General features: G+C 67.0%; 22 protein-coding genes and 1 other RNA gene. 9 read left to right on the top strand and 14 right to left on the bottom strand.

The genetic code is table 11. From position 1 onward, the window contains the following. Positions 1-136 precede the first annotated feature (136 nt). From ABNQ39_RS10535 to ABNQ39_RS10520, 4 genes are all read left to right on the top strand, one after another. A complete protein-coding gene (locus ABNQ39_RS10535; RefSeq protein ID WP_376957535.1) occupies positions 137-682 on the top strand; it encodes a hypothetical protein in 546 nt (181 codons plus the stop codon). A gap of 133 nt (positions 683-815) precedes the next feature. Then, positions 816-1,592, top strand: a complete 777-nt coding sequence (locus ABNQ39_RS10530; protein WP_376957533.1) for an Hpt domain-containing protein — start codon at positions 816-818, stop codon at positions 1,590-1,592. 102 nt (positions 1,593-1,694) lie between these two features. Beyond that, on the top strand, positions 1,695-2,579 hold the full coding sequence (locus tag ABNQ39_RS10525) for an ABC transporter permease (RefSeq protein ID WP_376957531.1): 885 nt from the start codon (positions 1,695-1,697) through the stop codon (positions 2,577-2,579). A 24-nt stretch (positions 2,580-2,603) separates the two neighbouring features. Then, positions 2,604-3,431: an ABC transporter permease gene (locus tag ABNQ39_RS10520; RefSeq protein ID WP_376957529.1), complete on the top strand. Its 828-nt coding sequence runs from the start codon at positions 2,604-2,606 to the stop codon at positions 3,429-3,431. Between the two features lie 3 nt (positions 3,432-3,434). On the opposite strand, the gene ABNQ39_RS10515 is transcribed toward ABNQ39_RS10520, so the two are convergent. After that, positions 3,435-3,680 carry a hypothetical protein gene (locus tag ABNQ39_RS10515; RefSeq protein ID WP_014248877.1) on the bottom strand — a complete coding sequence of 82 codons (246 nt, stop codon included), beginning with the start codon at positions 3,678-3,680 and terminating at the stop codon, positions 3,435-3,437. Between the two features lie 192 nt (positions 3,681-3,872). Here ABNQ39_RS10515 and ABNQ39_RS10510 point away from each other — a divergent pair, with 192 nt between their 5' ends. Further along, positions 3,873-4,310, top strand: a complete 438-nt coding sequence (locus tag ABNQ39_RS10510) for an acyl-CoA thioesterase (protein WP_376957527.1) — start codon at positions 3,873-3,875, stop codon at positions 4,308-4,310. Positions 4,311-4,350: 40 nt separating this feature from the next. Beyond that, positions 4,351-5,682, top strand: a complete 1,332-nt coding sequence (locus tag ABNQ39_RS10505) for a class I SAM-dependent RNA methyltransferase (protein ID WP_376957525.1) — start codon at positions 4,351-4,353, stop codon at positions 5,680-5,682. 12 nt (positions 5,683-5,694) lie between these two features. On the opposite strand, the gene recR is transcribed toward ABNQ39_RS10505, so the two are convergent. From recR to ABNQ39_RS10470, 7 genes are all read right to left on the bottom strand, one after another. Then, on the bottom strand, positions 5,695-6,288 hold the full coding sequence (gene recR / locus ABNQ39_RS10500; RefSeq protein WP_376957523.1) for a recombination mediator RecR: 594 nt from the start codon (positions 6,286-6,288) through the stop codon (positions 5,695-5,697). Positions 6,289-6,349: 61 nt separating this feature from the next. Then, the gene (locus ABNQ39_RS10495) at positions 6,350-6,673 is read right to left on the bottom strand and encodes a YbaB/EbfC family nucleoid-associated protein (protein ID WP_063635355.1); all 324 of its coding nucleotides are present in this window, start codon (positions 6,671-6,673) and stop codon (positions 6,350-6,352) included. Between the two features lie 3 nt (positions 6,674-6,676). Continuing rightward, positions 6,677-8,551, bottom strand: a complete 1,875-nt coding sequence (locus tag ABNQ39_RS10490) for a DNA polymerase III subunit gamma/tau (protein ID WP_376957521.1) — start codon at positions 8,549-8,551, stop codon at positions 6,677-6,679. Positions 8,552-8,655: 104 nt separating this feature from the next. Then, positions 8,656-8,753, bottom strand: an RNA gene (gene ffs, locus ABNQ39_RS10485) — signal recognition particle sRNA small type. Between the two features lie 159 nt (positions 8,754-8,912). Continuing rightward, positions 8,913-10,052, bottom strand: coding sequence for a hypothetical protein (locus tag ABNQ39_RS10480; protein WP_376957519.1), 1,140 nt, complete (start codon positions 10,050-10,052; stop codon positions 8,913-8,915). Between the two features lie 18 nt (positions 10,053-10,070). Beyond that, the gene (locus ABNQ39_RS10475) at positions 10,071-10,640 is read right to left on the bottom strand and encodes a hypothetical protein (protein WP_376957517.1); all 570 of its coding nucleotides are present in this window, start codon (positions 10,638-10,640) and stop codon (positions 10,071-10,073) included. A gap of 404 nt (positions 10,641-11,044) precedes the next feature. Continuing rightward, positions 11,045-12,238, bottom strand: coding sequence for a phosphoglycerate kinase (locus ABNQ39_RS10470; RefSeq protein ID WP_376957515.1), 1,194 nt, complete (start codon positions 12,236-12,238; stop codon positions 11,045-11,047). Positions 12,239-12,539: 301 nt separating this feature from the next. On the opposite strand from ABNQ39_RS10470, the gene ABNQ39_RS10465 reads away from it, so the two are divergent. Both ABNQ39_RS10465 and ABNQ39_RS10460 read left to right on the top strand, forming a co-directional pair. Next, entirely contained in the window at positions 12,540-14,144 is a 1,605-nt protein-coding gene (locus tag ABNQ39_RS10465; protein ID WP_376957513.1) for a CYTH and CHAD domain-containing protein, read from the top strand. Positions 14,145-14,155: 11 nt separating this feature from the next. Next, complete coding sequence (locus ABNQ39_RS10460; RefSeq protein WP_109051942.1) at positions 14,156-14,779, top strand: ParA family protein; 624 nt, start codon at positions 14,156-14,158, stop codon at positions 14,777-14,779. A gap of 7 nt (positions 14,780-14,786) precedes the next feature. Here the strand turns inward: ABNQ39_RS10460 and ABNQ39_RS10455 are convergent, their stop codons facing one another. The 6 genes from ABNQ39_RS10455 to ABNQ39_RS10430 form a co-directional block, all read right to left on the bottom strand. Next, positions 14,787-15,482 (bottom strand): helix-turn-helix transcriptional regulator, encoded by a 696-nt coding sequence (locus tag ABNQ39_RS10455; RefSeq protein WP_376957510.1) that lies wholly within the window; start codon positions 15,480-15,482, stop codon positions 14,787-14,789. A 35-nt stretch (positions 15,483-15,517) separates the two neighbouring features. Then, positions 15,518-15,895, bottom strand: a complete 378-nt coding sequence (locus ABNQ39_RS10450) for a VOC family protein (protein ID WP_376957508.1) — start codon at positions 15,893-15,895, stop codon at positions 15,518-15,520. A gap of 109 nt (positions 15,896-16,004) precedes the next feature. Then, positions 16,005-19,127 (bottom strand): error-prone DNA polymerase, encoded by a 3,123-nt coding sequence (locus tag ABNQ39_RS10445; RefSeq protein WP_376957506.1) that lies wholly within the window; start codon positions 19,125-19,127, stop codon positions 16,005-16,007. A 104-nt stretch (positions 19,128-19,231) separates the two neighbouring features. Further along, a complete protein-coding gene (locus ABNQ39_RS10440) occupies positions 19,232-19,753 on the bottom strand; it encodes a hypothetical protein (protein ID WP_376957504.1) in 522 nt (173 codons plus the stop codon). 25 nt (positions 19,754-19,778) lie between these two features. Then, on the bottom strand, positions 19,779-20,345 hold the full coding sequence (locus ABNQ39_RS10435; RefSeq protein WP_376957502.1) for a hypothetical protein: 567 nt from the start codon (positions 20,343-20,345) through the stop codon (positions 19,779-19,781). Positions 20,346-20,481: 136 nt separating this feature from the next. Beyond that, entirely contained in the window at positions 20,482-21,552 is a 1,071-nt protein-coding gene (locus ABNQ39_RS10430; protein WP_376957500.1) for a GGDEF domain-containing response regulator, read from the bottom strand. A gap of 231 nt (positions 21,553-21,783) precedes the next feature. Here ABNQ39_RS10430 and ABNQ39_RS10425 point away from each other — a divergent pair, with 231 nt between their 5' ends. Then, positions 21,784-23,676 carry a potassium transporter Kup gene (locus tag ABNQ39_RS10425; protein WP_376957498.1) on the top strand — a complete coding sequence of 631 codons (1,893 nt, stop codon included), beginning with the start codon at positions 21,784-21,786 and terminating at the stop codon, positions 23,674-23,676. The last annotated feature ends 110 nt before the right edge of the window (positions 23,677-23,786 follow it).

The raw sequence follows: 23,786 nt of genomic DNA, 5'->3' as shown, positions 1-23,786 counted from the left end.
CGGCACGCGCGACCCTACTTTGTGGGATAGCGTTGCGACCGGTTCGCAGCTTCAATGCTGCGGACCGGCCGTTGCCGCGCCGTCCTTTCCGTTTTTCCGGGGCTTCGCATCCAGCGGCTCGCCTAGGGGGTTCGCCATGTACCGTGACAACTCGCTGATGCCGAAGGAGGCCGTGCGCCTCGTCGTCCTGGGCACGCTGATCCAGGGCGGGCCGCTGCGCTACGCCGATCTGGCCGGCTCCGTCCGTCATTTCCTCGATCGCATGATGGGTCCGTCGCTGGACCTGATGGGCACCTCGCTGGAGATGCTGCGCTACGAGGGGCTGATCGAGGCGCTGGACGGCAGCGGCATGGAAGACAATGCGCTGCTCGGTCCGACCGAAACCGGCCGGGCGGAGTTCGACACGCTGATGCGCGCCAATGTCCGCGCGCCGTCGGCCGACGGGTTGAACAAGCTGGTCATCGCGCTGAAGCTGCGCTTCCTGCATCTGCTGGACGTCGAGTCGCAGCGTGACCAGATCGACAATCTGGTGGCGCTCTCCGAGACCGAACTGGCCCGGCTGGGCGACCTGAAGCGGGCGGATGTCGGCAGCGACGGCCATTTCGCCTCCTGGCTGGACCGCGACATCGCCCAGACGGAAGAGCGTCTGGCCTGGTTCCAGGCGCTGCTCGCGCGGCTCTGAGCTCCCTGTAGAACCAATGGTTTTGTTGCGCGCGGCGCGTCCTTTCGAATAGGGGCGCGCCGTGTCTGTTTCGGCGCAGGGATTTGGTGTACCTTCGGGTTACCCCTTTCCCTCCCCAGCCGGAATCCGCTCCATGGCCTCGCACATGTCGACCGACGACCTCGAAGACCGCTTGCGCATGGAGTTCGTGGACGACGCGCGCGATCGGCTGGAGCTGATGAACGCGTCGCTGGCGGACCGCGTGAAGGGCCAGCGCAGCGATGTGGAAACCATCGGCGTCCTGCGGCTGGAAGCCCACAATTTCAAGGGCATGGGCACCAGCTTCGGCTATCCCACCGTCAGCCTCGTCGCCCACCGGCTGGAGGATTATCTCAGCGGCCTGAAGCGGCTGGACGAGAAGCAGTTGGTCGATGCCCAGATCTTCATCGACCGCATTTCCGAACTGGTCGACCGCGCCGAACAGCCGCTGCTGGCCGAGACCAACCGGATCATCCGCGCCCTGCCGGTGCGCTATGAATTCCAGGTCACCGACGTCGATGTCCGCAACGTCGAGATCATGCTGGTCACCCCGTCCAAGGTCGTCGCCAAGAAGCTGGGGACGGAGCTGGCCGCCTGCGGCTTCCGCACCATGACGGTGACCGATCCCATCGAATCGATCAGCCTTGCCGTGCGCGTGCCGCCGGACATGGTCATCGCCTCGATGGTGATGGACGGCCTGTCCGGCCTGGACCTGATCCGTGGCCTGCGGGCGATGAGCGTGACCCAGCATGTGCCGATGGCGCTGTTGACCTCGCTGAACCTCGACCACCCGTCGTTGAAGGAAATCCCCTACGGCGTCTCCGTCATCCGCGTCGGCGAGCATTTCGGCGACGACTTCGCCGCCGTGGTGGCCAAGCACAATCTCGGCTGAGACCCCCTCTGCTGAACGTCATCGTCATATAGCGGCGCTTGCGTCGGCGGGAATCCCCATGTTAGGCGTCAAACCGGTCTCACAGGCTGGAGCAGCGCCCGAATGACGGAGGTTCTTCGCCGGTACGGCCCGGTTCTGACCGGGGTGATCCTGCTGGCCGTGGCGGTCTGGCTGGCTCTGCTGGTGCTGCTGCCGCAGTTGATGATGATCGGCTTCTCCTTCCGGCCGTCGCTGCCGCCATCCAAGATCGGCGGGCCGGAGGATGTGTTCACGATCAGGAACTACCTGACCCTGTGGACCAACCAGATCCATCTGTCGATCTTCCTGAAGACGATCTGGGCCAGCGCGCTGGTCACCGCGACCACTTTGGCCGTCTGCTATCCGGTTGCCTATTATCTGGCGCAGGTGGCGCCGAAGCGGCGGCTGCCGCTGCTGATCCTGATGCTGGTCGTGCCCTTCTGGATCAACGAGCTGCTGCGCACCTTCTCCTGGTACATCATCCTGGCCTTCAACGGGCCGCTGAACGCGATCCTGCTGTGGCTTGGCATCATCGACGAGCCGCAGCGCTTCCTGGGCGGCGACGCCGGGGTGATCGTCGGCATGGTCTATGTCTACATCCTGTTCATGGTCTTCCCGCTGTACAACGCCATCGAGTCGCTGGACCGCAACCAGATCGAGGCGGCGCGGGATCTCGGCGCCGGCTGGCTGCGCATCCATCGCAGCATCGTGCTGCCGCACGCCAAGCCGGGCGTCGCCGTCGGCTGCATCATGACCTTCATGCTGGCTGCCGGCAGCTATGCCGTGCCGGCCCTGCTGGGCGGGCCGAACAGCCGCTGGTTCACCGAGATCATCTACAACTGGTTCTTCGAAGGCGGGAACTGGAACCAGGGGGCGGCCTACGCCTTCATCCTGCTGGTGCTGTGCATCGGCTTCATCCTCGGCGCGATGCGGCTGTTCCGCGTCGGGCTGGCGGATATCGCGAAGTGAGCCTCAAGCCATGAGACGGCCCCAATGACCGCTGCCCGCTTCCGCCGCCTGCTGACCGGCGCCTATCTGGTCCTGTTCTTCGGCTATCTGTTCCTGCCGCTGGGCATCATGGCGGCGGCGACCTTCAACAGCAGCCGCTTTCCCACCGTGACGCCCTGGATGGGCTTTACGCTCGGCTGGTTCCAGGCGCTGTGGGACGACCAGCGCATGTGGGCGGCGCTGGGCACCAGCCTGCTGGTGGGGGCGGGGGTGATCGCGCTGGCCGTGCCGCTCGGGCTGGCGGCGGCCCTGCTGCTCGACCGGCTGCACAGCCGGGCCAAGACCGTTCTTTACGCGCTGATGGTGTCGCCGCTGCTGACGCCGGGGGTGATCGTCGGCATCTCGACGCTGGTGTTCTGGCGGGAGTGGTTCGGGGTCAGCGGCGGGCTGTTCCTGACCGTGGTGGCGCAATCCAGCTTCATCGCCGCCTATGCCATGCTGCTGTTCTCGGCAAGGCTGGAGCGGTTCGATCCGGCGCTGGAGGAGGCGGCACTCGACCTCGGCGCCACGCATGGGCAGGTGTTCCGGCGCATCACGCTGCCGTATCTGATGCCGGCGATCCTGTCGGCGGCCCTGCTGGCCTTCCTGCAGAGCTTCGAAAACTACAACACCACGCTGTTCGTGCGCGGGCTGGACACCACACTGACCGTCTACATCGCGACCAAGGTGCGCACCGGCCTGACGCCGGCGGTCAACGCGCTGTCGCTGGTGCTGATCGCGCTGACCGTCCTGGGTGCCGTCGTCTACGAGATCCTGCGCCGGCGCGAGGCGCGCCGGCAGGCAGGGTCCGCAGCGGCCTTGGAGCCGGCGTAAGCGTCAGTCCTCTTCCGCCTCGTCGGCGTCCGCCTCGATCTGGGCGGCGAGATCGCGCAGCATGTCGATGACGTCCTCGTGGCTGGTCTCGTCCACGGCGGCGTTCACCGCAGCCTCGATCATGGCGACGGCGATGTAGGGGCCGAGCGGGCCACCTTCCTTGATCGCCTCGTCCAGGTGCTTTTCGGCGATCGACAGCGCCTTTTCGAACAGCGCCTCGGCCGTCTGGTTGGTGGTGTCCTTGCTCATCGTCCGGTCCGTTGCGGAGGGTTGGTCCGACTCCAATAACACGGCCAATCGGGGATTGGCGCGGGAATTCGCGGGCCACCCTGGAAATATGGATGCGAACCGGGGCCGCAGGGCGCGAAGCCGGGCTTGCGCCGCTCCGGACCATACGCCACAGTCCGGAGATGCATTGACCTATACGGCAAGGAAGACGGCATGACCGGCACGCCCGACCTGAGCAAATCCGACCTGACCAGCCCCGGCATCTACCGCTTCTGGTGGGAGGAGCGCGTGCGCTTCAACGACCTGGATGCCGTCGGGCACGTCAACAACAACGCTCTCGGCGTCTATTTCGAACAGGCGCGCGTCGCCATGATCCACCAGGTCGGCGGCTTCACCGACGAGGTTCCGTGGACCGTCGTGCTGGCGCGCAGCCTGATCGAATACAAGGCGGAGCTGCTCTATCCCAACACGGTGCGCATCGGCGCGCGGACGCTGCGGCTGGGCACCAGCTCGATCACGCTGGGCTGCGCCATTTTCCTAGGCGACCGCTGCATCGCCACCCAGGAGGCGGTGGCGGTGATCGTCGACAAGGTTGCCCATCGCCCGACGCCGATCCCGGAACCGTTGCGCGCCAAGCTGCTGGAGGCGTAAAGGGAGGGCGCTCCAGACCCGCATCCAACGGACCCCCGACATGACGCGTCCCGCCAAGCGCCCCTTCGCCAAGGGGCGCCAGCCGACCCGCAAGACCGCCCCGCCGCCCCGTGACGCGCAGGAGATGGAGGTGTCCATCGCCGATGTCGGTGCGCGTGGCGATGGGATCGCCTTTGCCGAGGGGCTGCGCCTGTTCGTGCCCTACACGGTGACGGGTGACCGCGTGCGTGTACGTGCCGCCGACGGTGATGGGAAGGGGGAGGGCGTACGGGCCGAACTGCTTGAGGTGCTTGAGCCCGGCCCCGGCCGCCGGACTCCGCCCTGCCGCCATTTCGGTCGCTGCGGCGGCTGTACGCTTCAGCAGATGGACGATCCGACCTACGCCGCCTGGACCGTCGGGATGGTGCGCGATGCGCTGGAGCGGGTCGGGCTCGGCGATGTCTGGATGGAGCCGCTGGCGCGAACGCCGGCCGGTGCGCGCCGCCGCGCCCGCTTCGCGGCGCTGAAGCGCGGCAAGCGGGTCTGGTTGGGCTTCAACGAGCGGCAGAGCCACCGGTTGGTCGATCTGGAGGAATGCCCGGTCCTGTCGCCCCGCCTGTTCGCGCTGGTGGAGCCTTTGCGGACCCTGCTGAACGGTTTGCTGCCGGATGGCGGCGACGCCGATGTGGTGCTGACCGATCTGGAGGGCGGGGTCGATCTGCTGCTCGTCGGGCCGCGCAGCCTGGACCGTGCGGCGCGCGAGGTGCTGGTCGGCTTCGAGCCGGAACGCATCGCCCGCATCGCCTGGCAACCGACCGACCGCGCAGCAGCGGAGCCGGTGGCGAATCGCCGGCCGGCTTTCATCCGTTTCGCAGGCATTCCGATCCAGCCGCCGCCCGGCGCTTTCCTCCAGGCGAGTGCGGAGGGCGAGGCCGCCCTGGTCGCCGCGGTGCGTGAGGGAGTTGGGCAGGCAGGCCGCATCGCCGATCTGTTCGCCGGCATCGGCACCTTTTCCATTCCGCTTGCGCAACAGGCCGCGGTCCATGCGGTCGAGGGCGATGAGGCGGCGGTGGCGGCGCTCGGCCGTTCGGTGCAGGGGCTGCGGCTGACGGCGGAGCGGCGCGACCTGTTCGAGAACCCGCTGAACGCCAAGGATCTCAATCGTTACGATGCCGTCGTCTTCGACCCGCCGCGCGCCGGCGCCGCGGCCCAGGCGGCGGCGCTCGCCGGCAGCAAAGTGCCCCGGGTGGTGGGCGTATCCTGCAATCCCGCCAGCTTCGCCCGCGACGCGCGGGTGCTGGTGGATGGCGGCTATCGTCTGGTGAAAATCTGGCCGGTCGACCAGTTCCTGTGGTCGGCCCATGTGGAACTGGTCGGGCTGTTCGAGCGCTGAGGGAGCCCCGGATTACAGCGGGCGCCGTGCCTTCAGCGCCGCGGTCAGCGTGCCGTCGTCGAGATAGTCCAACTCGCCGCCGACCGGGACGCCGTGGGCCAGACGGGAGACCGACACGTCGGACTCGGTCAGGCGGTCGGTCACCACATGGGCGGTGGTCTGGCCGTCGACGGTGGCATTCAGCGCCAGGATGATCTCGCGGACCGCCGGGTCCTTAGCGCGCTCGGCGAGGCCGGCGAGGTTAAGATCGTCGGGGCCGACGCCCTGAAGCGCCGACAGCAGGCCGCCCAGCACATGATAGGTGCCGCGGAAGGCGCGGGTGCGTTCCAGTGCCCACAGGTCGCCGGCATCCTCCACCACGCAGATGACCGAGCGGTCGCGGGTGGGGTCGGAGCAGACGGTGCAGGGGTCGCGGCTGTCGAGGTTGCCGCAGACGGAGCAGGCGCGGATCGATTCGCCGGCCGCCGCCATCGTTTCCGACAGCGGAATCAGCAGGCTGTCCCGCCGCTTCATCAGATGCAGCGCCGCCCGCCGCGCCGACCGGGGGCCTAGTCCCGGCAGCTTGGACAGCAGCTGGATCAGGCGTTCGATTTCAGGTCCGATCATCGATGTGCAAATCCGCCTCTCCCCTCCGGGGAGAGGGGATTTTCACAAAAGACTGTCAGGATCAGAACGGCAGCTTGATGCCCGGCGGCAGCTTCAGGCCGCCCATCATCTTCGAGGTTTCCTCGGCGACGTGCTGCTCGACCTTCTTCTTGGCGTCGTTGAAGGCGGCGACGATCAGGTCCTCCAGAACCTCGACGTCCTCGGGATCGACGACGGACTTGTCGAGCTTGACCTTCTTCATCTCGCTCTTGCCGTTGACGGTCACGACGACCATGCCGGCGGCGCTCTGGCCGGTCACTTCGACCTGCTCCAGGCTCGCCTGCATTTCCTGCATCTTGGCCTGCATCTGCTGGGCCTGCTTCATCATGTTGCCGATATTTTTCATCGGTCAGTACTCTCCTTCGTCGTCGAGGGGGTAATAGACCCCGTCGTCCTGCTGCTGAACCATGAAATCGGGTGTCTCGCCGTCATCCGCAACCGCTGCACTCTCCGCCGCGGCAACTTCCGCAAGATCGCGGATGTCGATGATCTTCGCCCCGCTGAAAGCGTCGAGCACGGCGCGCACCACCGGGTTGGCTTCCGCCTCCGCCCAGGCGCGGTTCTTTTCGGCCTTGTCCTGTTCGGCCAGAGTCGGCTGGGCCGGTCCTTCCGACAGCGCGACGATCCAGCGCTGGCCGGTCCATTCGGTCAGGAACTGCCCGACCTTGGCCGGCAGGGTCGGCGGGGCGGCTGGGCGGAGCTTCAGCTCCAGCGTGCCCGGCTCCATGCGGACCAGCTGGACCGTCTCCATCATGTAGCCATAGAGTGCGCCTTCGCGCCGGTCGGAGAACAGCTGCACCAGCGCACGGAAGTCGTGCGGCATCGGCGACAGTTCCTCGCCCTCCGGGATGGCGGCAGGGGCGGCCATGGGGGCTGGGGCCGCCTGCGCCACGGGGGCGCTCTGCGGCTGGGCGGAGCCCATGGAGCGGGCGACGGCATGAGTGGACTGTGTGGCCACCGCGACCGGGCCGCCGCCGCCGCCGGGACCGCGGCCCATCGGCGCGCCGGCTCCGCCGCCATTGGCCTGCTGGGCCTGGAACTGGCGGATCAGCTCGCCCGGAGTCGGCAGGTCGGCGGCGTAGGACAGGCGGACGATCACCATCTCCAGCGCCTGCTGCGGCACCGGGGCGGCCTGTACCTCGTTCAGCCCCTTCAGCAGAAGCTGCCAGGCGCGCGTCAGCGCCGGCATGCCGAGCTTGGAGGACAGGCTGGCGCCCCGCGTGCGCTCGGCCTCCGGCAGGGAGGGATCGTTGGCGCTGTCGGGCACCACCTTCAGGCGGGTCAGATTGTGGACGAGATCGAGCAGGTCCTGGAGGATCACCACCGGATCGGCGCCGACGCGGTGCAGGTCGGCCAGGATGTCCATCGCCTCGGCCGGCTTGGCGGAGACGGCGGCCTCGAACAGGTCGATGACGCGGGTGCGGTCGGCCAGACCCAGCATGTCGCGCACCTGCTGCGCGGTCACGGTGCCGGCGGCCAGCGCAATCGCCTGATCGAGCAGCGACAGCCCGTCGCGCACCGACCCGTCGGCGGCGCGCGCGATCAGCGAGGCGGCGTCGCCTTCGATGCCGGCGCCTTCCATGGCGGTGACGCGGGTGAAATGCTCCTTCAGCACCTGGGCGTCGACGCGGCGCAGGTCGAAACGCTGGCAGCGCGACAGCACCGTTACCGGCACCTTGCGGATCTCGGTGGTGGCGAAGACGAACTTCACATGGCTCGGCGGTTCCTCAAGCGTCTTCAGGAGCGCGTTGAACGCGCTCTTGGACAGCATGTGGACCTCGTCGATGATGTAGAGCTTGTAGCGGGCCGAGACAGGCGAGTAGCGCACGCCGTCGATGATCTCGCGGATGTCGTCGACGCCGGTGTGGCTGGCGGCGTCCATCTCCATCACGTCGACGTGGCGGTCCTCGGCGATGGCGCGGCAATTGTCGCAGACGCCGCAGGGGCTGACCGTCGGCCCGCCGGTGCCGTCCGGCCCGGTGCAGTTCAGCGCACGGGCGATGATGCGGGCGGTGGTGGTCTTGCCGACGCCGCGCACGCCGGTCAGCATGAAGGCCTGGGCGATGCGGCCGGACTGGATGGCATTGGTCAGGGTGCGGACCAGCGCGTCCTGGCCGATCAGCTCGTCGAAGGTCTTCGGCCGGTATTTGCGCGCCAGCACCCGGTAAGCCTGCCCGGTGGCGGGAGCGGAAGCGGCGGTGATTTCGGCGGTGGTATCGGTCACGCGGCTGGCCTGTCGAAACGACGGGAGGGGAATTGCGGGCCGCAGGATAGCGTCCCGGCACCGCGCTGTCGCCGTCTGTTTCGTGCTGGCAATTTTTGAAGAGGGTGGGAGACTGGACGAACGACCCGAGCCGTAACTCGTTGCGGCTGCTTCCTTCCGGACCTGACCGGGTTGGCGAGGGACTCGTCCGACGCCAGTCTCCCGCCGCTGTTATGGGCATTTGCGCCGGCGGATGCAAGCGAAATGACAAGCTGCCCGATCGGCGACCAGTCCGATCAGGAGACAGAGAATTGGCACGCTCATCATTCGGCTGCCCGGTAAGTGAGGGAGCCGCTTTACATCCGCCTCCACGAAGTATGGCTCACCTGTCCAGCCAATCATTCAGCAGTATGGTTTTGCCATGTGATTGCTGGAATTGATCCGGAGGCTCCGCATTGGCGCTTACCCTGTGTCTTAGGAACTCCTCATGGCTGACCAGCATGGAGGGCTTGCGTGTGGGGGTGGGTTGTCTGGAGGAGGGGGTTGCTTCCAGTCTCTCGGTATCACCGATTTGTTGGGTATTTTTCAACATCTCTCGAAGTGCCTGTATTTTCTGCATGGTCTTTTTCTGATCGCTCTCGATGTTTTTCAGATATACTTTCACGAGATCGGTCGATCTCAGTTCTTTCCCAGACCAAGACGTTTCAAAATTGACCGGTTGCATCGGGCTTGGTTCCTGCAGATGTCCATTCCTGTCATAAACCCGGAGTGAGTCGTCAGTGCCGGATATTGAGAATCCTTGCGCGATCAATAGTCTGTCACTGGCCGCGGGTGGGAAGAGACCATCGGTCCCGGCCAGGGTAGGTTGCTGCAGCTGGCCATGACTTAAAAAGGCGAGCGGTCTTATCCTGGAGATTTCATCCAGATTTCCGGTAATCCTGTAGACTTCCTGTTCGATCCGGAACAGGCGCATCTGTTCCGTTTCAAGCACCGCCTGACTCGCCCGCACGTCTTGCAAAATGAAGATCAGGGCAAATGCGATCAAGCCGTGAGCGGCGGTTTGCCACCAAGTCATCGACATGATGAAAGCCTGCAGGCGCCTATGAAGAGGCATTGTCTCGCAAGCCTTGGCTTTCTCGTCAGCCTGGGGCGCCGGTAGGGAGTTGATGACTGACTTGATGCGGTTCAGCACGGTCTGGTGATCGATGCCCTGCTCATCCAGGCTGGTGCGCATCTCCTCCGATGTCGCCTGCAAGATCCGGTCGATGGCATCGCGACCGGTCGTACCCACCGATTCAAGGAGCTGGCTTGCGGGCGTCATTGACTCTGCATGAGCCCGGCAGCGGATTGCCGTAATCAGGTTGGCTGCGTTGATGCGGTTTGCCCGTGCAATGCGAAGAATTGCATCGCTGCTGAGAGTCTGTGCCTCCTCCTCCGTCAACTGGCTGCGCTTCTCTCCTTCGGTCTGGAGAATCGTTTGAAGCCGGTGTGCCGGCCCCAGCTTGTCGAACTCATCCTGCATGGATGCTACTCCTGCATGCTAGAGGCGCGCGAACCGGGTTTCTGCAAGATATTGCTCGACCGCGCGCTTCAAGCGTTTCTTGAGATTCTCAACATCCTTGACCGTGAAGCCCATCTGGTGGGCCAGATCAATGTTGCCGATTGCCTGTTCCTCAAGAAGAAGCTCTGCTGCAGACCGTAGGACTGGGTCGATTTTTTCAAGATATGAGAGAAGAGATTTCTTTTCGCTGTTGTATATGAATATCTGCTCTGGATTTGGTTCTTCGCCATTTGTGATATTGATGACGTTATCGTCATCAGTCGGCACTGTGGAAATATTTTCCGCCGATATGGCGGCGTGACTGATCTCGCTTGACACCACGCCAATGATATGTTGCAGAAGATCGCATTTGTTCGGATCCCAGCACCGTTGACCGGATATCGTCTTGATGATCGCGTCGCTGACGAAATCCTCCGGTGTCTTTCCTCCTGGGGGGGAGCCGTCACGTGCGCCACGCCACCGCATGCGGTTGTCCCGGTGTGTCGCATAGACGAGTGCCCGCAGGGTAATGTTCTCCCAGTTGAAGCAATTCCAGTCGATTGGCAGCATGAAAGCCCCTCCAGTTGAGGTTGCTCTGATGAATACTGCCTATGAGAGTCTAGGCTTTGCCGTCATGCGCGAAAAATACGCGAAAATTTTCACGAGGACTCGGATCGGGCGGCGTGGCGGAATCGGATACTCGTGTCGGCACACATGATGGAAGGGCGATCAAGCGGCGCTCGATTGCCTCCCTTGAACCGGAAGGAGTGCGCGGTCATGCTGCCTGGAATTTTCTACATCATTCTGTGCATCGGCTATGCATTCGGCTCTGTCGGTGCGCTTGGCTTGGCCACCTACTATCTGGCCCGCGTCGGAGCCGGCCACTGAGCCGGTGGCGAAAAGAAAAACGGCCACGGCATCCTCTGGGCTGCCGTGGCCATTCGACTTCAATCTCGGAGCCGGATCGGCGAAGCTTACTTCTTCAGCGCCGCCACACCCGGCAGTTCCTTGCCTTCCAGCCATTCCAGGAAGGCGCCGCCAGCGGCGGACACGTAGGTAAACTTGTCCTCGACCCCGGCATGGGCCATCGCCGCGACGGTGTCGCCGCCGCCGGCCACCGACAGCAGGCCGCCGGCCTCGGTGCGGGCCGCCACCAGACCGGCCACCGCGTTGGTGCCGGCGTCGAAGGGCTGAATTTCAAAAGCGCCGAGCGGGCCGTTCCAGACGACGGTCTTGGCGCCCTGCAGTTTCACGCCGAGGAACTCGACGGTGGCCGGGCCGATGTCCAGCGCCATCTCGTCGGAACCGATGGCGTCGAAGGCGACGACGCGGTTGGCCGCACCGGCCTTGAACTCCTTGGCGACGACGAAGTCCTTCGGCAGCAGGATCTCGCAGTTGGCCTCCTTCGCGGTCGCCATGATGGCGCGGGCCTGGTCGGCCATGTCCTTCTCGCAAAGCGAGGCGCCGACATCGGTGCCCTGGGCGAACAGGAAGGTGTTGGCCATGCCGCCGCCCAGCACCAGCAGGTCGACCTTGCGGACCATGTTGCCGAGCAGTTCCAGCTTGGTGGAGATCTTCGCACCGCCGACGACGGCGGCCACCGGGCGCTCCGGCTTCTCCAGCGCCAGCGTCAGGGCCTTCAGCTCGGCTTCCATCAGGCGGCCGGCGGCGTTCGGCAGCAGGCGGGCAACCCCCTCGGTCGAGGCATGGGCGCGGTGCGCGGCGGAGAAGGCGTCGTTGACGTAGATGTCGCCCAGCGCGGCCATTTCCTTGGCGAAAGCCGGGTCGTTCTTTTCCTCTTCGGCGTGGAAGCGGGTGTTCTCCAGCAGCACGATGGCGCCGTCATGGACCTTGGCGATGGCCTCCTTGGCCTTCTCGCCGACGCAATCCTCGGCGAAGGCCACCTTCTGGCCGACGGCGGCGCTGAGAGCGTCCAGCACGTTGCGCAAGGAGTTCTTGGCGTCCGGACCGTTCTTCGGGCGACCGAAATGCGACAGGACCACGACCTTGGCACCCTTGGAGGACAGCTCCTTCAGGGTGGGGGCGAGGCGGTCGATGCGGGTGGTGTCGGACACCTTGCCGTCCTGCATCGGAACGTTCAGGTCGGCGCGCACCAGCACCGTCTTGCCGCTCACCTCAAGATCGTCGATCGTGTTGAAATCGGTCATCGTCACACTTCCCCAATTATGGCCGGTCCCAACAGGACAGGCCGTTTCAGTTTGCGGGAACCCAACCACAGGCCTGCACGCTTTGCAACGCCCCAAGGGTGGGGCGAAATGGGGCATAATGACCCTGCAACGTCCTGGTTAAAGCCCTGACCGAACGCCAGGAACCGGCGGCGGAGTACAGCCGCCGCGCGCTGCAACCGCAGGCTTCTGCAACATTTCCGTAACTTGACCCTGTCCATTGGCTGTGCAAACACCCAACTGTAGGCCAATGGGCCGCAAAACGGGGGTTGAAGCGCAGGCGATGGCTGAGGCCGAGATCAACCGCGAGACGGAACTGAAGCTGGCGGCGAAGCCGGAAGACTTCGACAGGCTGCGCGCCGCTTCCGCCATCGCAGACCGGGCGTCCGGCCCGGCGGCGACACGGACCCTGGAAAGCACCTATTACGACACCGAGGAGCGCCGGCTCGCCGGGCGCAAGGTGACGCTGCGGGTGCGCAAGACCGGCGACGGCTTCGTCCAGACGGTCAAGTCCGCCCCGGACGAGGACGGGCTGGGGCGCGGCGAGTGGGAATGCGCGGTGACCTCCGCCGCACCCGACCTGACGCTGATCGCCGATGCCGACGCCATCGAGCTGCTGGGATCGCTCAGCGACTCGGAACTGCGGCCGGTCTTCACCTCCATCGTCGAACGCACCACGCAGGACGTGACGCTGGGCGAGGGCGACGGTGCCGCCGTGATCGAGGTCGCTTTCGACCGTGGCCGGATCGAGCTTCCCGACGGCCGGTCCACCGACCTTTGCGAGGTGGAGCTGGAGCTGAAGAGCGGCACGCCCGCGGCGCTCTACGATCTGGCGCAGGAACTGACGCAGGCCGCCCCGCTGCGGCTGGAGATGCGGACCAAGGCGGAGCGTGGCCATGCGCTGGCCAACGGCACGGCCGAGAAGGCGCTGAAAGCCGAAAAGCTGGTGCTCGATCCCGAGACGACGGTCGAGGGGGCAGTGGCGCGCATCGTGCGCGCCTGCATCGCCCACATGGTGGCGAACGAGGCGGTGACGCTGGCCGGCGAGGATCCGGAGGGCGTGCACCAGATGCGCGTCGCGCTGCGCCGGCTGCGCTCGGCCACCGCGCTGTTCCGGCCCTTCATTCCGGCCGCGCAATATCTGTGGCTGGTCGGCGAGATCAAGTGGCTGGCCGGCAGCCTGGGGCCGGCGCGCGACTGGGACGTGTTCGGCGAGGAGCTGCTGGCGCCGGTGCGCGACGCCTTCCACAAGGCCGACGGGCATGGCCGCTCGGCGGTCGAGGATCTCGACGCGCTGGCGGCGGCGGCCGAGGCCAAGCGGCTGCGCGCCTATGAGGGCGTGCGCGAGGCGATCCGCTCCGACCGCTACACCGCCTTCCTGCTGGGCGTCGGCAGTTGGGTGGAGAAGCGCGGCTGGCGCGACCAGCCGGTCAGCGAGGAGTCGGTGCGGCTGTTCCAGCCGGTGATCGGGCTGGCCGACCATCTGCTGAACAAGCGCCACAAGAAGGCCAAGCGGGCCGGGCACGGCTTCGCCCATCTGCCGGTGGCTCAGCGCCACCAGCTGCGCATCGCCTTGAAGAAGCTGCGCTATGCCGTGGAGTTCTTCCGCAGCCTGTATGACGACAAGCCGGTGCGCCGCTACATCCAGCAGATGGCCGCCTTCCAGGACGCGCTGGGCCATCTGAACGACGTGGCGACGGCGACGCGGCTTCTGCACGAGCTGCACGACGACGGCAGCCGCTCGGCTCCCGGCGAGCCGCGTGCCGCCGGCATCGTCATCGGCTGGCATGCCCGCGGCGTGGCCGACACCGAGGCGGCGCTGGTCGCCCTGTGGCATGATTTCATCGACACCAAGCATTTCTGGTCGAAGCCGGACGCCGGGGTGTAGAGTCCACGGCCATGCTCACGATCCTCGTCGCCAACATCAAGGGCGGCTGCGGCAAGACGACCGTCGCCACCCACCTCGCCGCCGCGTCCGCCGCGGCGGGCCTGCCCACCGTACTGGCCGACGTGGACCGTCAGCGCTCCTCGCTCGGCTGGCTGGAGCGCCGGCCGGAGAAGGCGCCGGCCCTGGTCGGGCTCGACTGGGCCAAGGACTTCACCGACACGCCGCGCGGCATCAAGCGGCTGGTGATCGATGCGCCCGCCGCGCTGAAGACCAAGCAGATCGAGGATCTGGTGAAGATGGCCGACATCGTCGTGCTGCCGGTGCTGCCCGGCGCCTTCGACGAGCAGGCGACCCAGCGCTTTCTGGTCAAGCTCGACGAGCTGAAGCGAATCGCGAAGAAGAAGACCACGGTGGCGGTGGTCGGCAACCGCATGCGCGCCCGCACCAAGGCCGCCGACCGGCTGGACCGGTTCCTGGGCGGCATCGGCCATCAGGTGGTGACGCGGCTGCGCGACAGCCAGATCTATGCCGACGCGGCGGAAAGCGGCCTCAGCCTGTTCGACATGCCGGGCAAGCGCGCCGCCGAGCATCGCGGCGACTGGCAGCCGCTGCTGGCCTACATCGACGGGGTTTGAGGGGAGCTCACCCCTGCTGGCAGCCCTCCCGGCGCCAGAGGGCGAGATAATCGTCCAGGCCGCGGCCGGGGATCTCGTCGAACCGGCGCTCCAGCGGCAGCAAGGTTTCCATGCGGTCGATGCGGAAGCTGCGGAACTCCCCGCGCAGCTCGCACCAGGCGCCGAGCGTCCATACCCGGCCCCAGAAGAACAGGCCCAGCGGCTGGACCGCGCGGGCGGAATGGGTGCCGTCCTGGCGCCGGTAGTCGAACATCACCACGCGCCGGGCGTTGATGGCGCAGCGCAGCACGTCCATCCGGTCGCGCAGGGCAGCGGGGAAGGAGAAGTCGGGGACGAAGACGCGGCTGTCGGCCAGTTCGCGCCGCCGCGCCTCCGGCACCACCGCCTCCACCTTGTCGAGCGCGCGGGCGGCGGCATCGGCGAGCGCGCCGCCGACCCAGGCGCGGGCGAGGCGGGCGCCGACGACCAGCGCCTCCACCTCGTCCTGGGTGAACATCAGCGGCGGCAGGTCGTAGCCATCGCGCAGCAGATAGCCGACGCCGGCCTCGCCCTCCACCGGCACGCCGGAGGAGGCGAGGTCGCGCATGTCGCGGTAGACGGTGCGTTCCGACACCTCCAGGCACCGCGCCAGTTCGGCAGCCGTCACCAGCCGCCCCTTGCGGAGATGCTGGACGATCTGGAACAGGCGGTCGGCGCGGCGCATGGCGGCGGCTCCGGTCGGGCAGGGTGCCGGTTGGATCAGTGCATCGAATAGAGGCCGACGCGGTTGCCCTCGCTGTCGATGAACTGGGCGAAATAGCCGATCTCGGGGGTGATCAGCGTCTTCGGCACGACGATGCGGGCACCGGCCTGCTCGGCACGGGCCAGCGGGGCGGACAGGTCGTCGCCGCCGTTCAGGTAGACGGTGGTGCCGTCGGCGCTCGGCTTGCAGGCCTCATGCTGGATCAGGCAGCCCTTGACGGCGTTGCCTTCGGCCGGGAAGACGGCCATGATCATGCCGCTGGGGCAGGGTTCCTGGACCATCTTGGCGGCGAAGACGGTCTCGTAGAAGCCGACCGCGCGGGCGAGGTCGGTGACCGGAATCTCGAACCAGGTGACGACGTGCGGGATGTTCATCGGAGTGGCTCCTGACAGCGAGTGGGGTGGATGTTCGTGGTTCGTGCCGGCACACCCTCTTGATAGCACGCCCCTCCTGACAGCGTGATGTCAGGAGCGATCGGCTCCCTCAATGAAAATTGCGGCCCTTGGGGAAGGGGCCTGCCGACGGGCTGTTCTCACCGGTCAGGTCGGCCAGCCGGTGGGTCAGGTCGATCAGTGTTTCCACGCGCAGATGCACCACACCCTCATGGTTCTGCACCCGGCCGGTGGCGGCCATCAGCCGGGCGGTCATGATCGGGCGGCGGAAGGTCTCGAAGGCGTCGGGCATGACGACGAGGTTGGCGATCCCGGTCTCGTCCTCCAGCGTGATGAAGACGACGCCCTCGGCGCTGCCCGGCCGCTGGCGGACCAGGACGAGGCCGGCGGTGGTCAGGCGGCGGCCGTCGCGCGTCTGCGCCAGCCGCTCCGCCGGGGTGATGCCGGGCAGGCCGTCGCGCAGCAGCGACAGCGGGTGGGCCTTCAGCGACAGGGAGAGGCTGCCGTAATCCATCACCACATGCTCGCCGAGCGCCATGGCGGGCAGGGGGGCTTCCAACTCCTCGGCCATCGGACCGTCGAGCCTCGCGAACAGCGGCAGCGGCTGGTCGCCCAGCGCCCGCACCGCCCACAGCGCCGCCCGGCGGTCGAGCCCGACGGAACGGAAGGCGTCTGCCTTGGCGAGCTTTTCGAGCGCCGCGACCGGCAGGCGGGCGCGGCGCCACAGGTCGTAAGGGTCGCTGTAGCCGCCGGCACGGGAGAGGACGACCGAGTCGGCGTGCTGCGGAGTGAAGCCCTTGATGAGGCGGAGACCCAGGCGGAGCGAGGACGGATTTTCCACCGCACAATCCCAGCCCGACAGGTTCACGTCCGGCGGCAGCACCGTCACGCCATGCTCCCGCGCGTCGCGGACGATCTGGGCGGGGGCGTAGAAGCCCATCGGCTGGCTGTTCAGCAGGGCGGCGGCGAAGATGGCGGGGTGGTGGTGCTTGATCCAGGCGGAGACATAGACCAGCAGGGCGAAGCTGGCGGCGTGGCTCTCGGGGAAGCCGTATTCGCCGAACCCCTCGATCTGCTTGAAACAGCGCTCGGCGAAAGCGCGGTCGCAGCCTTTGGCGATCATGCCGGCGACGAACTTGTCGTGGAACCGCTCGACCTGTCCGCTCTTGCGGAAGGCTGCCATGGCGCGGCGCAACTGGTCGGCCTCCTCGGCGGTGAAGCCGGCACCGACCATGGCGACCTTCATCGCCTGTTCCTGGAATAGCGGCACGCCCAGCGTTCTGCTGAGGACCGGTTCCAGCACCGGCATCGGGTAGGTCACAGGCTCCACTTTGCTGCGGCGGCGCAGGTAAGGATGGACCATGCCGCCCTGGATCGGGCCGGGGCGGACGATGGCGACCTCGATCACCAGATCGTAGAATTTCTCCGGTCTCAGCCGCGGCAGCATGCTCATCTGCGCGCGGCTTTCGACCTGGAAGACGCCCAGGCTGTCGGCCCGCCCCAGCATATCGTAGACCGCGGGATCGTCCTGGGGCAGGGTGGCGAGCGCCCAGCGTTGCCCATGCACCTGCTCGATCAGGTCGAAGGCGCGATGGATGCAGGTCAGCATGCCCAGTGCCAGCACGTCGACCTTCAGGATGCCGAGAGCGTCGATGTCGTCCTTGTCCCATTCGATGGTGCTGCGGTCCTCCATCGCCGCGTTGGCGACCGGGCAGAGATCCGACAGCGGGCCGCGGGTGATGACGAAGCCGCCGACATGCTGCGACAGGTGGCGGGGGAACCCCATCAGCTCGTTGGCAAGCTCCAGCGTGCGCTTGAGCCTCGGGTCGTCGGGATCGACACCGAGTGATCGGGCGCGCTCCTCGTCCACCCCCTGGCCGCTCCAGCCCCAGATCGAGCCGGTCAGCCGCGCCACCAGATCGGCCGACAGCCCCATCGCCTTGCCGACCTCGCGCAGGGCGCTGCGGGCGCGGTAGCGGATGACGGTGGCGGTCAGCCCGGCGCGGGCGCGGCCGTATTTCCCGTAGATGTACTGGATCACCTCCTCGCGCCGTTCATGTTCGAAATCGACGTCGATGTCCGGCGGCTCGCCGCGGGCGGAGGAGATGAAGCGCTCGAACAGCAGGTCGACTTCGGTCGGATCGACCGAGGTGATGCCGAGGCAATAGCAGACGGCGGAGTTGGCGGCGCTGCCGCGGCCCTGGCAGAGGATGTCCTTTTCCCTGGCGAATCGGACGATGTCGTGGACGGTCAGGAAGTAAGGGGCGAAGCGCTGCTCGGCGATCAGGGCCAGTTCGCGCTCCACCGTCTGCCGCACCGCATCGGGGATGCCGCCGGGGAAGCGGTCGGGCGGATAGCGCTTGGCCGCCCCGTCCCAGGTCAGGGCGATCAGCGTCTCCTGCGGGTCGCGGCCCTCCGCCACCTCGTCGGGATAGTCGTATCGCAGATCCTCCAGCGAGAAGCGGCAGGCCTCGGCGATCTCCAGGGTGCGGGCGACGGCGTCGGGATGGTCGCGGAACAGCCGCATCATCTCGACGGCCGGTTTCAGGTGGCGCTCGGCATTGGCGGACAGCCGCCAGCCGGCCTCGTCGATGGTGGTGTGGTGGCGGATGCAGGTCATCACGTCGGCCAGCGCCCGCCGCCCGGCGCCGTGATAGAGCACGTCGTTGGTGGCGACCAGCGGCACCCCCTCCGCCTCCGCCAGACCGGCCAGCCAGCGCAGCCGGCGGGCATCGTCGCCCTGGTAGCGGTGGCTCGCCGCCAGATAGAGCTGTCCGCGCGCCAGCCCGCTGCGCCAGGCGCGCAGTTCGCGCAGGAACGCCTCGTCGCGGCGGTCGGGGCCGAGCAGCAGCAACAGCATGCCCTCGGCATGGGCCAGCACATCGGTGCGGGCGATGAAGCACTCGCCCTTCGGCGCCCGCATCTTGCCCAGCGTCAGCAACCGCGACAGCCGCGCATAGGCGGCGCGGTCGGTCGGGTAGGCCAGCAGGCTGTCGGCATCGGTCAGGTCCAGCCGGCAGCCGATCAGCGGCCGGATGCCGGCCTTCTTCGCCGCCACATGCATCTGCACCACGCCGGCCAGCGAATTGCGGTCCGTCACCCCCACCGCCGCCAGCCCCAGCGCCGCCGCCGTCATCGCCAGCTCGTCAGGGTGCGACGCCCCCTCCAAAAAGCTGAAGTTGGTGGCGAGCTGCAACTCGGCGTAACGGATCATGACAAGGCTCCCCGGCGCGGGCACATGGGTGCGCACGGGGATGATAATCTGAAAATGGGACTTATGTCATCATTAAGGCAGGTTGTGGCTCTGCCGCCATATTGTCACCCAGTATAGGATTCAACGCCCATGACGGTGAAGCCCTTGTTCTCCGGGAAGCGGGCGTTGACCTTTTCGCGGGCCTTCTTCTCGTCGAGCGCCCAAACGAGGAAACGCCGACCGCGCTTCCAGCTGTCGAGCGCGGTGGGGATCAGGGTTGGGTTGACGCGGGTGCCGTATTCGATGTTGACCACCCGCAGGAGCCAGCCCTGGTCTTTCTGGGTGCGGCGGTCGTCCAGCACATAGATGCGGCGGTCGTTGGCGCCGGCGGCCTTCAGGCGCTGCTCCAAATCCTCACAGCCCAGCTCGACCATCGCCTTGCGGCGGCGAGCGTCGCGCAGGTCGCGGGCCTGCTGGAGCGTGACGCGGGCGATCTTCTTGATCCGCTCGACCTGCGCCTGCTTGCGCGACACCGCGGTGGCGATCCGCTCCTCCGACGTCTTCAGGCGGCGCAACGCCAGCAGCAGCGACACCGCCAGGGAGGCGAGGCCGACCAGACCGGAGAAAATGTAGGGCATGCTGTCCATGGCGGGTCCGGCTTTCGATGGGGGCTCAGCTGGCCTTGGCGACGGGGGTGTCGGCGGACAGGAATTCCTGCATCCGCGTCACGGCATAGCCGAAGGCGGGCGGGTAGCGCCGCTCGATCTCCGTCCGCGCCTCCGCCATCGAGCGGGCCCAAACCTCGATCATCTGCGGCTGTGCCCAGCTGGGATCGACCAGCGCATGCTGGCTCTGCTGGACGGCGCTGGTGCCGACATATTTGTTCACCACCATGGCGACGTAGCAGGGGCTGCCCCGGACCTCCTCGCCGACCAGACGGACCAGCCGCTCGCCGGACTGGCGAGCCTCCTCGATCTGGCGTTCCATCACCTTGCGGCGGCGCAGCACATCCTCGGCCGCACCGTCCAGATCCTTCAGTTCGCGGATGCGGTCACCGCGGCGGGCCTCCAGCTTCGTCTCCAGCTTGGCGCGGCGGGCGATGATGTCGCGCACCCCCTCCGACCCGTGGCGGCGTTCGATCGCGTGTTCGCCCAGCACGATGACGAGCTTGCCGATGCCGAACCCCAGCCCGGCCAGCCCGAAGGCGGTCATCAGCGCGTTGGTGTAGTCCTGCCACATGTGCGAACTCCCGATCGGAAATGGCATACGCCAGGATGTTTCCAACGATAGGAGTAACCCCTGGCCTGCCGCCGTTCAATCGCGCCGCTGAAACGATATTACACAGTCGGCAGGACGGAAGGCCGGGTGTGGCACCCTATGGCCCCGGCGCGCGCTCGACCCGGTTGCGGCCGGCTTGCTTGGCTGCATGCAAAGCGTGTTCGGCGCGGTGCAGGGTCTGTTCGACGCCGGGCTCGGCGGGAAGCCAGTTGGCGACACCGATGCTGGCGGTGACGGGGATCGTCCGCTCCTCCACCAGGATCGGGCTGTCGGCCAGGGCGGCGCGCACCCGTTCCGCCACCACCGCGGCGCCGGCATCATCGGTTTCCGGCAGAAGCACGACGAACTCCTCCCCGCCCGACCGCGCGATGTGATCGGAGATGCGGAGCGCCGCCCGGATCCGCTTCACCACCGCGCGCAGCACCGCGTCGCCGACGGCATCGCCATGGGCGTCGTTGACCGCCTTGAAGCCGTCGAGGTCGAGCAGGAAGACGCCGAGATGCCGGCCATAGCGCCGTGCCCGCGCCAGCTCCGCCGCCGCCAGTTCCAGGAAGCGGCGGCGGGTCCACACGCCGGTCAGCGGGTCCAGCGTCGCCATGCGGTTGAGGCGGACGGTCGCCTCCTCCAGCGCGCGGCTGCGTTCGGCAAGTTTTTGTTCCAGGGCTGCCAGATCGGCATAGGCGCGCAATGCCGTCACCACGCTGGTGAACAGCCGGCGCGCCGTCAGTTCGGTCTTGGCGGTGTAGCCGTCGATCTCATAGGCGAGGACCAGCTCCTCCTCCGGCACGCGGGCCGGCTGGCCGGTGCGCAGGACGATGCGGATGGCGCGGTTGCCCAGATCCTCGCGGATGCGGCGGGCCAGCCGCAGGCCGGCATCCTCGGTCTCCATCACCACGTCGAGCAGGATGACGGCGATGTCCGGGGTGTCGCGCAGGATGCGTTCCGCCTCGGCCGCACTGGTGCAGTCGAGCAGGCGGACGGGACGGTTGCGAAAGCGCAGCCGGGCGAGCGCCAGCCGGGTGACGGCATGCACCTCCGGCTCGTCGTCGGCGACCAGCACCAGCCAGGGCGGAGCGGCGGGGTCGGTGTCGCCGGTCCCGCCGGCCCCGCCGGAAAGATCCTGCGGGGTGGGAGACTCGTCCGAGGCGAACAGGAAATCGTTGGACATGGCTGCCGGCTCGGAACTGTCCACGGTGCACGCAGGAATGGAAGCACGGCCCCGGCCGCGATGCAACGGTGCCGAGTGCCGCGCCGGCGCTATGGCGTTCCGAACCCGTCGGGATGAAAATCACCGGGGATCGGTCGTGCCGGTGGCGCGTTTCGCCATTCGGTGCTTGCGCGGCCACGCCAAGCCACCTTAGGCATGGCTGTGCATCGAAATGATCGGAGCGGACCGGGTATGGAAGCAAGCATGGATGGGCGGGAGCATGCGGCCAAGCTGCGCGCGCTCGCGCTGGGGGCGCTGGGTGTCGTCTATGGCGACATCGGCACCAGCCCGCTCTACACGCTGCGTGAATGCCTGACCGAGGGCGGCGGCTTCCCGCTGACGCCCGAAGTCATCCTGGGCGTGCTGTCGCTGATCTTCTGGGCGCTGATCATCACGGTGACGGTGAAGTACGTCATCTTCATCATGCGCGCCGACAACCAGGGCGAAGGCGGCATCCTGGCGCTGACCGCGCTGGCGTTGCGCGGCATGCGGCCGGGGCACCGGCGGACCGGGGTCGTCATGGCGATCGGCGTGATGGGCGCCTCGCTGTTCTACGGCGACAGCCTGATCACTCCCGCCATCTCGGTGCTGAGCGCGGTGGAGGGCCTGCATGTCGTCGCCCCGGCCCTGGACAGCTATGTCATCCCGATCACGTTGACCATCCTGGTCGGGCTGTTCGTGCTGCAGCGATTCGGCACCGAGAAGGTCGGCAAGCTGTTCGGGCCGGTGATGCTGGTGTGGTTCCTGACGCTGGCGGTGCTGGGTCTGGGGCAGATCATCCGCTATCCCGGCGTACTGGGCGCGGTGTGGCCCGGCCATGCGGTGGAGATGCTGTTCAACCATGGCTGGCACGGCTTCCTGCTGCTGGGTGCCGTGGTGCTGGCGGTGACGGGGGCGGAGGCGCTCTATGCCGACATGGGGCATTTCGGCCGCAAGCCGATCCGCGGCGCCTGGTACAGCATCGTGCTGCCGTCGCTGCTGCTGTGCTATTTCGGCCAGGGCGCCCTGCTGCTGCACGAGCCGGAAGCCATCGAGAACCCCTTCTTCCATCTGGCGCCGGACTGGGCGCAGGTGCCGCTGCTGCTGCTGGCCACCGCCGCCACCATCATCGCCGGGCAGGCGGTGATCTCCGGCGCCTATTCGGTGACCCTGCAGGCCATGCATCTGCGCTATCTGCCGCGGATGGAGGTGATGCACACCTCGGAGCACGAGAAGGGCCAGATCTACATGCCGCAGCTGACCTGGCTGCTGCTGGCCGGCGTCATCCTGCTGGTTCTGAGCTTCCAGACCTCCAGCAACCTCGCCGCCGCCTACGGCATCGCGGTGACCGGCACGATGGTGGCGACCACGCTGCTGGCCTACAAGGTGGCGCGCTCGCTCGGCCGCTGGAAGCTGTGGCAGGCGGTGCTGGCGCTGGCGGTGTTCCTGACCGTCGACATGGCGCTGTTCCTCGCCAATCTGGTGAAGGTGGAGGAGGGCGGCTGGTTCCCGCTGGTGGTGGGGGCGGCGGTCTTCCTGCTGATGGCGACGTGGCGGCGCGGCCGCGAGGTGGTGCGCAAGCGGCTGGCCGAGGATGCGCTGCCCTTCGACATATTGCTGGAGCGGCTGAAGAGCGGGTCGGTGCAGCGGGTGCCGGGCACCGCGGTGTTCCTGACCGGCAACCCGCGCGGCCTGCCGCCGGGGCTGCTGCACAGCATGAAGCACTACAAGGTGCTGCATCAGCGCGTCGTGCTGCTGACCGTCGACATCGAGGACGTGCCGCATGTGCCGGACGAGCAGCGCTTCGAGCTGAAGGCGCTGTCGGCCGGGTTCTTCCGGCTGATCGTCCATTTCGGCTTCAAGGACGAGCCGGACATCCCGGTGGCGCTGGAAAGCAAGCGCATCCCCGGACTGCCGTTCGAGCCGATGGAGACGACCTATTTCGTCAGCCGCGAGACGCTGATCCGCAGCCATGGCAAGTCCGGCCTGCCGCGCTGGCAGGAGCCGCTGTTCATCTTCCTGTCGAAGCTGTCGTCCAGCGCGTCGGAGTATTTCTGCATTCCGCCCAACCGGGTGGTCGAGCTGGGCATGCAGCTGGAAATCTAGAGTCCGTCTGATGCTTATTGAAGCACCAGACGGACTCTAGTCTTTTGGTTTTTCGTGTGATTCACGCTTCAAGCGATTCCGCTTGAACCGATCACACTCTAGGGCAGGGT

The organism is Azospirillum sp. A26, from assembly GCF_042604635.1.
In the GTDB taxonomy this organism is placed as follows: domain Bacteria; phylum Pseudomonadota; class Alphaproteobacteria; order Azospirillales; family Azospirillaceae; genus Azospirillum; species Azospirillum palustre.
Note: the sequence above shows the minus strand (reverse complement) of the source record. Positions and strands in the feature narration are given on the sequence as shown.